We start from the raw sequence: 13,564 nt of genomic DNA on the forward strand, positions 1-13,564 counted from the left end.
GGATTTGAACAACATTACAGCGGCGGTGGCGGCCCCGCCTAACATGGTGCGCCGGCTGATCTTTCGTTTACTCATAAAATCACGGTTAGCGAACCTCCGGCCCCCCATGCCGGTTATCCGGTACAAATAATTTTTTTGCAGGCATGGTCACCTTTGGTAAAGATGCTGCGTTCATCACTGTTTGCGCGGTAATAATATTGTTGGCATGTAAGAGGTAAGCGGTAAGGCTGTATACCTCATTATCCGTTAAGGTACCCGGCGCATTGTATGGCATGGTTCTGCGTACATAATCAAAAATAGTAGTGGCATAGGGCCAGTAGTTACCAATGGTCTTTAGCTTGTTACGGTCTGCGCCGGCGCTGTCATTCATCAATACAGGGCCCTGGAGCTTCACATCCACCGGTTCTGCACCGGCGCCATGGCAGGCGGCGCATTTGGCCATGTAAATGGTTTTGCCGGTAGCGGCATCACCGGCGCCGGGTGGTAATCCTTTTCCATCCGGCCGTACATCTATATCCAGCTTTGCTATTTGTGCCTGCGTGGCCGGCCGGCCCAATCCAAAGGTAGCCGGCCAGTTAGCAGTATCCTGTAAAACCACTGTGCTGTTACTATTGTGCTTACAGGATATGCAGAGCAGCATATAACCGTACAGCATATACGTTTTAATATTTACCTGCATCCAACGTACTGGGTTTTACCTGGTAGGGCCGGTTTATGCGGTCCAGCACTACGTAAATAGAATCTTTATGCTCATCCACGCCTTTCAGTATTACGTGCGATCCGTCTGTTGTTTCATATTGCAGCACCATACGGTTCCGGTGCTCATTTTTGAGCGGCACTGCAAATTCACGGTCGCGGCGCGCTGTCCATACTGTTTTATCGATCATGTGGTTCTCATCGCCAATATGCGCCCAGGCTGCCTTCGAGATCCAGTTACTGCCTGAGGTATCTTTGTCGCGTTTGCGGTTTTCTTTAGCCAGCGGCCTGCCTGCATTCAGATCATAGTTCTGATCGCCGCCCACACCGGCTACGCGGTTCCTGCGGTCGGGGATAGCTTTGAATTTATCCTGCAGGTATAATACATGATCAATGCTATCTGCATAGTAATGGAATACCCGCTGCCCGCCACCGGTACCGGTAAGCTCAAAGGTGCGGTTAATATCCCGCATAGGATCGCCACCACCGTTAGAGAGATCAATGAACGTTGCACGGTTAACCGTATACGTAAGGCTGGTCCATTTTTCAAAGGTTACCCGCTGCCAGCGGATGCTATCCGTAGGATCGTAAGGAATAACCCTGTTATTAATGCGGAACTCCGTTACCCGGTAGTTGCCTCTTAAAGCACGCACACCGGCCGTGGAGGGTTGTTTGTAGGGATCATACTTATAGTTCACCAGCTGCAGGTAATACAACACACCCAGGAACAATACTATCACACCGGCTTTCAACGCTACGCGCGCATATTGCCAGCTTTTTGATAATACGGGGAAATGGTATACCGGAACGGTATATTCTTCTTTGATCCAGTAGCGGTACAGCTTAGGCACATCCTGCACCAGCAAAAAGCCGCCTAACAGCACAAAGTAAGAGCTGTATACGTGCACACCGCCATCATAGGCAAAGTTCACATATACAATATCGCCTAAAGCGCCTACCAGCAGGGCTGCGCCCAGGGTAGTGGTTTTGCGGAAGAACAGCAGCGTACCGGCCGTTACCTCCACTATGCCTGCAAATACCTGGTACCAGGGTACTATGCCAATGATAAGCCAGTAGATCTTTTGTGCGGAGAAATCGCCAAAGTTAGTGTTCAGCAATCCCAGGGAGGGGAAAGGCATTTGCACCGGCAGCAGCTTGGTAAAGCCAAAACCAATAATACCGATGCCTGCACGGTAACGTACCACTACCCGCAGCCAGTAATACAGCTGGTTATATTCCAATGGCGGATTTTTCCGGCGGCTGTCGATCACTGTCCATATCAGCCCTCCTGCAACAGATACCAGGAACGTAATGATCCAGTTAGCATAACCGTATAAGGGACTGCCAAAGATGGTGTTGCCAAAAACATTGATCCCTGAGCCAAACCGCGCAATATCATACAGGTCGCGGTAATGCAGGCGCGCCCAGTTAATATGAAATACATGGCTATACCATTCCGCATTATTGGGAATGGAGATGGCCACAAAAAAGATGAATGCAATGCGGAAAGCAATCAGCTCATATGTTTTCCAGGGCGTGGAAATGCCGGGCAGGGGCGGAAGCTGGTTGTTCCGTGCAGCATGTATTTCAGGAATGGTGATGGTAGACATAACAATATTTTTCAGATGAACCGATTATAGTTTGATGGACCTGCTGCGGCCTTTTTTAGTTACCTCTTCCAGCAGGTATTTCTTATGCACCCTGTCTAATACCACGTACACGGAATCTTTGGCCTGGTTAGCGCCGGACAGGATGAGCGTACTATCATTGGGGCGCTCATAATGCAGCAGCCATTGCTCCGTACGATGGTGCGGGTTGCGGTTTTGCAGCACCAGCAGCTGATGTACGGTATCGGCCTGATAGCTGTAGTAATGCCTTGCAGCACTGCCCTGCAGCTCAAAGCTGCGGTCCTCGTCGGCAGTATAAATGCTGTCCACATTCGTGGAATCAATAACCACCGGGCGGTTGGAGCGGATGCTGAGCGTATTCCATTTTTCGAATACCACATCCTGCCAGCGTACAGGATCAATATCACTGTAGGGCAATGTCTGATGATTGTAACGGAACTCGCGTACGTTATATAAACCTTGTGCGCCAGCCAAACCAGGCGCCGCAGGGTATTGATATGGATCATGCTGGATGGCGGCATAGGTTTGCGCGCCATAGATAACGCCAAAGAACAGCACTACAAAAGCTTTCAGCGCCAGGCGGGCATACCGCAGCCTGGGCCGGGTGAATGAAGGCCGGTAATTATTGGGTGCGGTAGGGCGGCCAAAAGCAAGCAGGTTGGTAAGCTTGGGCACATCATATGCAAACAGGAACAACGCAATTAATACCAGGTAAAAGCTATACACCGCTTCACCACCGCCATAAGCCAGGTTAGACATAAACACGTTGCCGGTAAAAGCCAGTACAATGAATGCACCCAGCGTAGTGGTTTTGCGGTATAGCAGCAGCAGGGCTGCGATGATCTCCACCAGGCCCAGGAAAGTTTCATAGCCCGGTACAATGCCCAGGCTTAAGGAAAATAATTTCCACTCCGTAAAATCACCGTAAGGTGTATTCAGGTTACTCAGGGAAGGAGGAGGCGACTGCAGCGGGAAGAATTTTATGAACCCGTAGGCCAGCAATGCAATGGCCAGGCGGTAGCGCAGCAGCACGCGCAGCCAGTAGTACAGGGCATCGTAATTGGTGCTGTACTGGTTCTTCTTATCTAAATAGCTCCATATTACGGTGCCGGCAGCTGCAATGCCCAGAAAGATCGCCCAGTCTGCAAAACGCGTTTGCCCGGCAAAGAAGCTTGGCGTGTAATGCGCGATGTTAAAAATATCTGCATACTGCAGGTGCAGCCAGTTAATGGCAAAAAGGTCCCGGTAAAATTTCCAGTCCAGCGGTAGTACCTGTACCAGGAAATAAATAAAGAAGAACCGGAAGAGGATCTTCTGATATGCTTTCCACCCCGTGGATGCAGGAGGCGTATGTGCGGGATTGTAGGTGGCTGTTGTCATGTTTTAAAATTTATGATGACACATTAATATCCTTTGTTCTGTTCAAGGTCTGTATCGTTCAGCACTTCACCGGCAGGTATGGGCAGCACCAGCTTGTTAACATTGGTAACACCCAATACAGCGGCGGCCCTGTTGGTACGCACCAGGTCGTACCAGCGGTGCCCTTCAAAAGCAAATTCCAGCCGTCTTTCATTTTCAATGGCCAGCAACAGGGCGCTTTGCGTGGCTGCTTCGCTGGGCGGCACACCGGCCCGGCTGCGTACTGCATTCAGATCGCTGACAGCGCCGCTTAAGTTATTGAGCTGTGCACGCGCTTCTGCACGTATCAGCCACAGCTCCGCAATACGTATTACAAATGCAGGATCCGTAGCAGGGCTGCGGTAGTACAGGTTGCCATACCAAAGACCGGCAGATGTTTTTGCTACCAGCGCGCTGCGGTTACCGCCAATAGCAGGATCATTTACCAGCGCCAGGAAAGCATCATTGGGCGCCCATTGGCGCGTGCCGCCATTAGCGGGCGGCTGCCAGCTGTTGCGGTGTGAGTTGGGATAGGTGGCGCTGTAAGAAAGCTCCAGCACAGATTCAGAGGTGGCAGTGGCATTGTTGGCAAAAAATGCGCTGTAAGGCTGCACCAGCTTATAGTTGGCAGAATCGGCAATCACTTTGGTGGCATAGGCTTCTGCATCGGCCCATTGCTGGCGGTATAAATGATAGCGCGCGCGTAAGGCCCAGGCAGTTTTTTGCGTGGCGCGGAAACGGTTGGTGGTGGCCGGCAGCAGGGAATCGGCTGCTACCAGGTCGCTCAGCACCTGGTTATAGGTTTGATCCAGGCTGCTGCGTTTAATGCCATATTTATCAGCCGGGGTAATGGTAGGTGTAAGCGTGATCTGCACCCCGCCCCAGGTACGCGCCAGGTCAAAATAGCCCAGGGCCCTTACAAAATAAGCTTCCCCGGTAAACTGGTTTTTCAGCTGCTGTGTAAGCAACGGATCTGTAACAGCCGGTACTTTGGCAATGATATGATTGGCGCGGTTAATAGTGGCGTAAATGCCGGACCATGCGCTGGCAATATTGGCATTGTCGGCCCGCACATTATGGCTGATGAACTGCTGTATAATGGATTGGGAGCCGGTCCATACAATATTATCGCCGGATAAATACCCGATGGAAACAAAGTTGCTGCCATAATAGGCGTCGGCGGATAAGGCCCTGTAAAGCCCCCTGGTTGCGGTTTCTGCGGATGCTTTATCCGTGATCACTGCTCCGCTTTCATCTGAAATAGCATCCTGCGGCTGCACGTCCAGGAATTTTTTGCAGGACAGCAGCAGCACGGAGGCCAGTAAAGGAAGGATGTATTTATGTGTTTGCATTGTGTTCTTTTTTAACGGTTCATTAAAGCGTTACATTCACTCCAAACTGCACGGTGCGGGGCTGTGGCGCCGTGCCCAGGTCAAGCCCCTGTACGTTCTGCAGGGAGGTTACATTCACTTCCGGATCAGGCCCTGAGTACTTTTTAAGCAGTAACAGGTTGCTGCCGGTGAAGTATACCCGCACGGTCTGGAAACCTGCACGGGAAGTAATGCTTTTAGGAACCGTGTATCCCAAGGTGAGAGAGCTGAGCTTCAGGAAAGAGCCATCTTCCAGGAAACGGCTGTTCTGCTCCAGCGTATAGTTGTTACCGTAAGCAGTAACGCGGGGCACATCGGTGATATCGCCGGGTTTTTGCCAGCGTTTTAGCTGGTCGGCAAATAATACGCGGTTGGCGTCGCGGGTACCGCCTCCTTCGCCAAAGAAACGGTTCAGGTTATATACATCGTTGCCATACTGGAAGGTGAAGGCAAGGCCCAGGTCAAAACCCTTATAGGTGAAGTTGTTGGTAATGCCGCCAAAGAATTTGGGAATAGCGCTGCCCATGATCTGCCGGTCGGCCACGGTGATCTGCCCGTCCTTATTCACATCTTCAAACACGGCGTTACCGGTTTGCGGATCCACATACAGCTGTTTATACAGCCAGAAGGAGTACATAGAGTAACCCTGCTGCAGCCTTACCCAGTCGCGGTTGTAGTAAGTAACCGGTACGGGCAGCTTTTCGATCTTATTGGTATTACCGGAGATATTGAAGTTGGTTTGCCAGGTAAAATTGCGGTTGCGGATGTTGATGGTATTAATGGCTACTTCATATCCTTTGTTACTGATCTCCCCGGCATTGCTGGAGTAGGAATTAAAACCGGAAATAGCGTTCACCGGTAATTGCAATAATGCATCGGTGGTGTATTTGGAATACAAATTCACCTCAATGCCTATACGGTCATTCAGCAGGCCCAGGTCCAGACCAATGTTGGCCTGCCTTGTTTTTTCCCAGCGCAGGTCAGGATTGGAGAGCTGCAAAGGGTAAATACCCGGCTGGTCGCCGCTGGTAGTATTATCAGGGTATCCTGCGCCGCCGGACCATAAGCCCTGAGCGGCAAAGTTGTTAATACCATTCTGGTTACCGGTAAGGCCAATGCTGCCGCGCAGCTTAAGGTCGCTGATGGTGTTCACCTCTTTCAGGAAATTCTCTTCCTTCAAACGCCAGGCGGCGCCTACTGCCGGGAAATACCCGAACTGGTGATTGGCGCCAAAACGCGAAGATCCATCTGCACGCATGCTGAACTCTACAAAATATTTGTTGGCATAATTATAATCTACCCTGCCAAAGAAAGAGGCCAGGTTGGCCTTGCTCCATAATTGTGAGGAGGTGCGGGTAGCAGCAGCAGAGATGAGCTTAAACGCGTTACTGGGAAAACCGGAACCCTGTGCAGAGGTAGTGCTTTGGATATTACTTTGTAAAGTATTACCTACGAGGATACCAAAAGTATGTACCGTGTTCAGTGTTTTGCGGTAAGTTAATGTTTGCTCATTGATCCAGGTAGTGTTCTGCGTAAGTGCAGAAGTGGCCAAACCATTGGTAGGCGCGGCGCCCAGCTGGGTAAGGTTGTTCCAGTACTCTGATTCATCATAGTGGTTATAATCCAGGCTCCAGCTGGTGCGGAACTTCAGGTCGGGGATGATCTCTGCCTCTGCATAGATATTGCCGATGTAACGCAGGCTGGTAGTATTTACATCGTAATTATTCAGCAGCACATCCAGGTTATCAAAGCCCGCATAACGGGCTGGCGTACCATCCGGATTCACTTCCGGTAAATAAGTAGGCGTGTGCAGGGCTGATTGTAATAAGCCACCCTGCGGGCCATCGCCGGAGCGGGCCTGGTTGCGGAAGCTGCGATACAGGCTGTTGCTGGTGCCTACGGTAATTTTATCGCCTATCTTCTGATCAAAGTTGAACTTTAAGCTGGCGCGGTTAAAATCAATGGGCTTAATATCCGCCTGCTGCTGCGTGTAGCCGGCGCCGATATAATATTTATTGGTAGGGCTGCCACCCTGCAAAGCCAGGTTATAATTATGCAGCAAGCCGGTGCGGAACAATTTATGCAGGCGGTCGTAGGTTTGCTGTTGTTCCGGTGTGCCGCGGCCACCGTCTGATACAGGACGGAAGGGCACCTGTGCATATTTTTTTATGCCTGCCTGGTCGCCGGCTGCAATAGCATCAGCTTCTGAGTTCCTGTAAAACTCATTCATGATCTCCGCATGTTGCGGGCCGGTGGTAAGATCCCACAGCTGCGGCGCCCATGCCCAGCCATGTGAAGTATTAAAAGTAACGGTGGGCCTGGTGCCAAACTTACCACGTTTGGTAGTAATGATCACTACCCCGTTGGCGCCGCGTGAGCCGTAGATGGCGGTGGCGCTGGCATCTTTCAGCACTTCAATGCTTTCAATATCTGCCGGGTTAATATCTGCGATGGGAGAGGTAGCGCGGCCACCGGTGCTTACGGTTTGCAGGCTGGTGTTGTTAATGAACACTCCATCCACTACATACAAGGGATCATTACTTGCGTTGATGGAGGTGGCGCCGCGCACGCGTATAAACACTCCATCGCCCGGTACGCCGGTGTTGGAATTAATTTGTACGCCGGCTGCTTTGCCCTGCAGCTGCGCATCTACACCAGCTACCGGAATATCCTTGATGCCGCTTGCATTTACTTTTGAGATAGAGCTGATGAGGCTTTTACGTTGCTGTGTACCATAACCTACTACCACAACATCATTCAGCTGTGTGTTGGCAGCCTCTAATGCAAGCACAATACCGGTGCGCTGGTTGGCGGTTATTTCCGCCTGTTTATAGCCGATGTAAGAGATCTGGAAGGTTACCGGTAAGTGCTGGCCGGTTAAGAAATTAAACTCACCCTTGTCGTTGGTTAAACCATCGTGCGTAGTGTTCTTAATATGTACGGTGGCGCCGGGTAAAGGTGTTTTTGTTTGTGCATCGATGACTACGCCCGAAAGCGTGATGTTATCCTGGTTCTGTGCATAGGTAAAGAGCGGGAGCAGCACGATCCACGATATAATGGCAATCTTCATTATATTTGTATTGGTAATAAATAATAAGGCAGGCAGCTAGTGATCTATTCACTAACAGCCATTAGCTCAGCCTTTTTTTACTCGCCGGAATTGTTGCAGCAATTCCGGTTTTTCATTTTAACGTGCGTTGTAACATAGGCAGTCACGCGGCCTCACACCACCTGCGCGGTGAAGGCCATTTCCTTTAGTTGTGTTCATGTTCCCCGATGTATTATTTAGTATGAATAAGATCCCAAAGACCTGTATACAGCACTACAGCTATGCTGCTGGGTAGTGGTGGGCTTAGCGGCAGCATATTACCTGAAGGTGTTAAATCTGTCACAATATTAGATAAAAAATATTTAGTCTACAAGAGTGGTGGACTATTTTTTATTAATTAATGGATGAACGGTGCGGGTTGGGCGTGGAGATACACTCAACGGAGCGGTAAAAAAACTTTTAAAAAAACACGGTTTTCCCCGGTCCTTTCAATCAGCCCCTTCGTCTTTATACCAGATGGCCATCTATTTTGAAAAACTATATTGTAGTATGTACCCTTACTCGCATTGATTAACACTAAAATGGAAAACTATGAAACCCAAAGTAATGAAAGCATTCATTGCAGGATGTTTGTGCCTGCTGGTGATCGCCTCCTGCAAAAAGGAAGAAGCAGCACAATCCCCATCAAAGGGGAAGGCAAAAACTGAGCTGGCTATTGTGAGCTACTATGTTAATGGCGCCTCCGGTAACGACGCTAATGCCGGCACCAGCACCTCTACTGCTTTAAAGACCATACAGGCTGCATTGAACAAAACAACAGAGGGTGTAGGCGCTACCATTTATGTAGTGGCAGGCACCTATAAGGAAAGGCTGTGGTGGCCGCATTCAGGCGCTTCTGCCGACGAGCCTATTACGCTCACCAACTATAATGACGGCGTGGTGATCCTGGATGGGGTAAATGCAACGAACGATGCACAGGCCCAGATGATCGCTGTTAGCAGCAGAAGCCATATCCGTATTGACGGGATCCGGATAGCGAACAACATCCGCGATTTTGCTGCCGGTATTTATATTATCGGGTCCGGAACAGATGTAGAGGTATCTAACTGCAAGATCTATAACATTGGCTGGACCACTGATTCCACTGCTGTACCTTCTTCTTCCAAGAATGCCAATCCGCTGGTAGTGGTTGGTTCCGGAGCTGATTCCTACAACGAGATCTTTGTAGGAGATAATGAAATATACAGCTGCAATACCGGTTATAGCGAAGGGCTTACCATGGCCGGCAACGTGGAGAACTTCCTTATAGAGGGCAATATTGTACACCATATCAGGAACATAGGTATTGATATGACGGGACATTACTCCTGGACAGGCGCGCCGGATAATGTGAACTTTGCGCGTAACGGTAATGTAAAGTATAACATTGTACATCACTGCGTATCGCCGGTGGCTACCAATGGCGGTATTTATGTGGATGGCGGCAAGTGGATCAATGTAGAGGGCAATACCTGCTATGAGAACCTGGCTGGTATTACGGTTGGCTGCGAGAACAATAACTACACGGCTGATGGCATTAACATCCGCGACAATTTTATCTATAATAACAAGGATGCGGGCATCATTTTCGGTTCCAATGCTCCCAACAGTAAAGTGATCAACTCAAGCATCACCAACAATACCTTCTTCAAGAATTATACGAAAGGAGGATGGGGCGGCGAGATCAGCCTGCAGAACACAGATGAAGCTACCATCAGGAATAACATTGTACAATCCAACAGCAATATTGTTGTGATTGCGCTTTCCGGTTATACTTCTACTAACCTGCACATGGATTACAACCGTTATTATTCTGTTTCCGGCAGTGCAGCAACTGTTACTTTTGACTGGGCGATGACCGCAACAACCTATGGATCGCTTGCTGCTTTTGTAAGCGCCACCGGGCAGGATGTACATTCTACTTATGGCATCCCGTCTTTTGTGAACAGCACCCTGGCCACGCTTAACCTGCATCTTGCCAGCGGCTCTGCTGCTGTGAATGCGGGCGATCCGGCATTTGTGACAGGGTACCAGGAGTTTGATATTGATAAACAAACGCGTGTAAGGAATGGGAGGGTGGATATTGGTGCGGATGAAACGTCGTTTTGAGAAATGTAAAATGTAAAATTTTAAATCATAAATGTAAAAGTGGAATGCAGCAATTTGGTTCCGGCCAAACTTCGCTGCATTCCACTCTATGAACCTCCTTCGTCGGTTTAAAATTTTACATTTATGATTTTACATTCTTTCAGCTCCTTTACAGCGGGCAATTCTCGTGGTAATCGATCAGCTCAATGGGCGTTCTTTGCAGCTCAAACCCGGCATAGGTTGTTAGGATCTCGTTCAGCACGGCTTCTACTTCTTCTACTTCTGTTAGCCGGTTCAGCCGGTTGCGGTACTCTTTAATATTGGGTAAGCCTTTGAGGTAGCTGGCATAACGGCCCCGCATTTCGTTGATGCCTACACGTTGGTTCTGCCATTTAATGGCTTCGCGTAAATGTTTTCTGCAAACGGCTACTCTTTCCTCAACGGTGGGCGGGGGCAGTAATTCGCCGGTTTGTATATAATGTTTTATTTCACGGAAGATCCAGGGATAGCCAATGGCGGCGCGGCCTATCATTACGCCATCCACGCCGTAGCGGTTCTTATAGTCCAGCGCTTTTTGCGGGCTGTCTATATCACCGTTGCCGAAAATGGGAATATGAATGCGGGGATTGTTCTTTACTTTGGCTATCAGGCTCCAGTCGGCCTCCCCTTTGTACATCTGGCTGCGGGTGCGGCCATGGATGGAGAGGGCCTGTATGCCCACATCCTGCAGGCGTTCGGCTACTTCTTCAATGTTCTTGGTTTGCTCATCCCAGCCCAGGCGGGTTTTTACGGTAACCGGCAGTTTTGTGGCCTTTACACAGGCTGCGGTTAAGCGCACCATGAGGTCCACATCCTTTAACACGCCGGCCCCGGCGCCTTTGCAGGCTACCTTTTTTACCGGGCAGCCAAAGTTAATGTCCAGCAGGTCGGGGTTGGTTACATCCACAATACCGGATGCCAGCGCCATGCTTTCCTCATCCCCGCCAAAGATCTGGATGCCTACGGGGCGCTCCTCCTCAAAAATATCCAGCTTGCGGCGGCAGTTAATGGCGTTGCGGATCAGGCCCTCACTGGAAATAAATTCCGTGTACATGAGGTCTGCCCCGTTATCCTTACACAGGATGCGGAAAGGCGGATCGCTCACATCTTCCATGGGCGCCAGCAGCAGCGGGAAATCCGGCAGTGATATGTTTCCTATTCTGATCAAAACTCTTTGTAAATTTGCGCCCGCAAAGATACTCAATTTTCAGGGATGGAACTTAAAGACGCAATTGCACTGGTACAAAACAAGGGGATTAATACGAACAACAGCGCCACATGGGCCGATCTGGGCTGTGGCGGAGGCTTATTCACGGCGGCTTTAGCCAGCCTGCTGCCTGCTAACAGCACTATTTACGCGGTGGACAGGGCGCCTGTAAAATTACAAAACAACGACTTTCCGGCCGGAGTGAAGGTGCAGCCCATGCGGCTGGATTTTGTGGCGAATGAGCTGCCTTTCCAGGACCTGGATGGGATATTAATGGCCAACTCCTTACATTATGTAAGCGATCAGCCGGGGTTTATCCGCAAGCTGAGCCGGCACTTGAAGGAGGATGGCTGCTTCCTGATCTGTGAATATGATACGGATAGCGCTAACCGCTGGGTGCCTTACCCGCTGAGCTATCACACACTGCTACGGCTGTTTCACAAGGTTGGTTATACTACTATTGAACGGCTGCATGAACACCCTTCCATTTACGGCCGCGCCAATATTTATTCCGTGAGGGTTAGCCGGTAAAGCTGCAGCTGCAAAACCCATATATGCAAAGAAAGGCACAGCGTTTCCACTGCACCTTTCTATTATAATTTATTGCTACCTCAGAAATTCATTTCATCTGCACTGGGGCCATAGCTGCCGGGGATGGGCACATCCAGCAGGCGCAGGTACACGCCTAACTGGGCGCGGTGGTGCACGGTTTGGCAGTATGCCATGCGGAGTACCTCTGCCTTGGACCGGGAGCTATAAACCTGGTCGCCATTGCGTAGGGTCCAGCTATCGGCAAGCTGCTCGTCTTTACCGCCTAGCAGGGCAGCTTTGCCCTTGGAAAGGCTCCTGTTAAAATAGGCTAACAGGTCATCGGTGCTTTCTATTACTTCCTGTTTGTAAGGGTTATTGGCAAAATCCAGCCCGCTGGTGTGCAGGGTCATTTCTACCCAGCCTGGCAGCTCCGCTATATGGGTGGCTAACCATTTCAGCGTACCGCTTTTAGGATGGGGTTTCCAGTCAAATTTATCCGCTGGTACGCGTTCCAGCATTTTAAGGGTGGTGCTGGCTTCGTTTTCGAGTTCTGTGAGTAACAGTTGCATTTGTGTCATGGTAGGTAGTTTTTTGTTTGTTGATACAAAGGAACTACCGGGTTGTGACAACCTTATGTCAGCAGGTTTTTAGAAAGTTTAATTATTTTTTCCAGACCAGGTCATTGCCATTACGCCGGTCTATGAGCAGGCTGGTTTTAGTGGCGGCATCCCGTACAAAGATCTTGCGGCCACGCTGCCCCTTTATATAAAATACATTCTCTGTTTCCGGTATCAGCTGTACGGCGGCCCGGCCATTCCGCTGCCCCATTAACTGATTGCCCTGCAACGTAATGGTATAGATTACTTTCGGTGAAAGGTGATAGACGCCGGTATACTTTTGCAGGATGGCTGCCGGCACGGCGGCTGGTGTGGGATCGGCAAACAGCTCAAATATTTCAGATGCAACCAGCTGGAACTGATCCCCGGTTTTCAGGTAGGTTTGCGTTTCAATATACCGCGTATGAATATGCTGCCGGTACAGGTCCAGGTTTTCATCTGCCACATAATTTACAATGTAGGTATTGCCAAAAGCCAGCACATGCGGCTGTGTAACCTTAATGCTGCCCACATAGCCGGCCGGTAAGGGCTGCAGCTCCTTTATCAGGTCTGGCTTGCGTTTTACGGCGCCGTCTTCCGCGGTATAAATACAGCCGGGGTGCAGGTATTTGATCCACACTGCAGTATCGCCGGGTGCAATAGCATCCACCAGGGCCTGGGTAATGCCAATGAGTGTGGCGGAATCTTTTTCAAACTGTTGCGCAAAAGCGCCATTGCTGATCAACAGCAGCAGGAAAAATACTGTACGCATATCCTAATATAAGGCTTTTTAAAAGCGGCTGCGGGGCAAAACCGGCCATACTGATCATGTGGCCATGCCTGATGTCAAGTATTCCATTCCCCTTGTCAAGACCCGCCAGGGAGCATTAACCGAATGCTGTTGCTTTGTGGTGAATAACAAA

10 protein-coding genes are annotated in these 13,564 nt (G+C 49.9%); 2 read left to right on the forward strand and 8 right to left on the reverse strand.

Annotated elements, in window-relative coordinates; genetic code table 11:
- Positions 1 to 85 precede the first annotated feature (85 nt).
- The 5 genes from VIM87_RS03745 to VIM87_RS03765 are packed head-to-tail and all read right to left on the reverse strand — an operon-like array spanning position 86 to position 8,162.
- Positions 86 to 679 (reverse strand): c-type cytochrome, encoded by a 594-nt coding sequence (locus VIM87_RS03745; RefSeq protein WP_331995675.1) that lies wholly within the window; start codon positions 677 to 679, stop codon positions 86 to 88.
- Positions 663 to 2,306 (reverse strand): hypothetical protein, encoded by a 1,644-nt coding sequence (locus VIM87_RS03750; RefSeq protein WP_331995676.1) that lies wholly within the window; start codon positions 2,304 to 2,306, stop codon positions 663 to 665. The genes VIM87_RS03745 and VIM87_RS03750 overlap by 17 nt, the downstream gene beginning before the upstream one ends.
- A 24-nt stretch (positions 2,307 to 2,330) precedes the next feature.
- A complete protein-coding gene (locus tag VIM87_RS03755) occupies positions 2,331 to 3,704 on the reverse strand; it encodes a DoxX family protein (protein ID WP_331995677.1) in 1,374 nt (457 codons plus the stop codon).
- Between the two features lie 23 nt (positions 3,705 to 3,727).
- Positions 3,728 to 5,074, reverse strand: a complete 1,347-nt coding sequence (locus VIM87_RS03760) for a RagB/SusD family nutrient uptake outer membrane protein (protein WP_331995678.1) — start codon at positions 5,072 to 5,074, stop codon at positions 3,728 to 3,730.
- A gap of 22 nt (positions 5,075 to 5,096) precedes the next feature.
- Positions 5,097 to 8,162: a TonB-dependent receptor gene (locus VIM87_RS03765; protein ID WP_331995679.1), complete on the reverse strand. Its 3,066-nt coding sequence runs from the start codon at positions 8,160 to 8,162 to the stop codon at positions 5,097 to 5,099.
- A 570-nt stretch (positions 8,163 to 8,732) separates the two neighbouring features.
- Here VIM87_RS03765 and VIM87_RS03770 point away from each other — a divergent pair.
- Positions 8,733 to 10,289 carry a right-handed parallel beta-helix repeat-containing protein gene (locus tag VIM87_RS03770; RefSeq protein ID WP_331995680.1) on the forward strand — a complete coding sequence of 519 codons (1,557 nt, stop codon included), beginning with the start codon at positions 8,733 to 8,735 and terminating at the stop codon, positions 10,287 to 10,289.
- 148 nt (positions 10,290 to 10,437) lie between these two features.
- Here VIM87_RS03770 and dusB read toward each other — a convergent pair whose 3' ends face one another.
- Positions 10,438 to 11,475: a tRNA dihydrouridine synthase DusB gene (gene dusB / locus VIM87_RS03775; protein WP_331995681.1), complete on the reverse strand. Its 1,038-nt coding sequence runs from the start codon at positions 11,473 to 11,475 to the stop codon at positions 10,438 to 10,440.
- Between the two features lie 45 nt (positions 11,476 to 11,520).
- On the opposite strand from dusB, the gene VIM87_RS03780 reads away from it, so the two are divergent.
- Positions 11,521 to 12,045 carry a class I SAM-dependent methyltransferase gene (locus VIM87_RS03780; RefSeq protein ID WP_331995682.1) on the forward strand — a complete coding sequence of 175 codons (525 nt, stop codon included), beginning with the start codon at positions 11,521 to 11,523 and terminating at the stop codon, positions 12,043 to 12,045.
- 80 nt (positions 12,046 to 12,125) lie between these two features.
- On the opposite strand, the gene VIM87_RS03785 is transcribed toward VIM87_RS03780, so the two are convergent.
- Together VIM87_RS03785 and VIM87_RS03790 are read right to left on the reverse strand one after the other, a co-directional pair.
- Positions 12,126 to 12,623 (reverse strand): DinB family protein, encoded by a 498-nt coding sequence (locus tag VIM87_RS03785; RefSeq protein ID WP_331995683.1) that lies wholly within the window; start codon positions 12,621 to 12,623, stop codon positions 12,126 to 12,128.
- An 82-nt stretch (positions 12,624 to 12,705) separates the two neighbouring features.
- Positions 12,706 to 13,413: a DUF4440 domain-containing protein gene (locus VIM87_RS03790; RefSeq protein ID WP_331995684.1), complete on the reverse strand. Its 708-nt coding sequence runs from the start codon at positions 13,411 to 13,413 to the stop codon at positions 12,706 to 12,708.
- Between the last annotated feature and the right edge of the window lie 151 nt (positions 13,414 to 13,564).

Source organism: Chitinophaga sp. (assembly GCF_036569125.1).
Classification (GTDB): Bacteria; Bacteroidota; Bacteroidia; order Chitinophagales; family Chitinophagaceae; genus Chitinophaga.

Bases quoted from the DNA above. Each gene is read 5' to 3' on its own strand.
- VIM87_RS03745 (WP_331995675.1), bottom strand. From the start codon at position 679: ATGCAGGTAAATATTAAAACGTATATGCTGTACGGTTATATGCTGCTC.
- VIM87_RS03750 (WP_331995676.1), bottom strand. From the start codon at position 2,306: ATGTCTACCATCACCATTCCTGAAATACATGCTGCACGGAACAACCAG.
- VIM87_RS03755 (WP_331995677.1), bottom strand. From the start codon at position 3,704: ATGACAACAGCCACCTACAATCCCGCACATACGCCTCCTGCATCCACG.
- VIM87_RS03760 (WP_331995678.1), bottom strand. From the start codon at position 5,074: ATGCAAACACATAAATACATCCTTCCTTTACTGGCCTCCGTGCTGCTG.
- VIM87_RS03765 (WP_331995679.1), bottom strand. From the start codon at position 8,162: ATGAAGATTGCCATTATATCGTGGATCGTGCTGCTCCCGCTCTTTACC.
- VIM87_RS03770 (WP_331995680.1), top strand. From the start codon at position 8,733: ATGAAACCCAAAGTAATGAAAGCATTCATTGCAGGATGTTTGTGCCTG.
- VIM87_RS03780 (WP_331995682.1), top strand. From the start codon at position 11,521: ATGGAACTTAAAGACGCAATTGCACTGGTACAAAACAAGGGGATTAAT.
- VIM87_RS03785 (WP_331995683.1), bottom strand. From the start codon at position 12,623: ATGACACAAATGCAACTGTTACTCACAGAACTCGAAAACGAAGCCAGC.
- VIM87_RS03790 (WP_331995684.1), bottom strand. From the start codon at position 13,413: ATGCGTACAGTATTTTTCCTGCTGCTGTTGATCAGCAATGGCGCTTTT.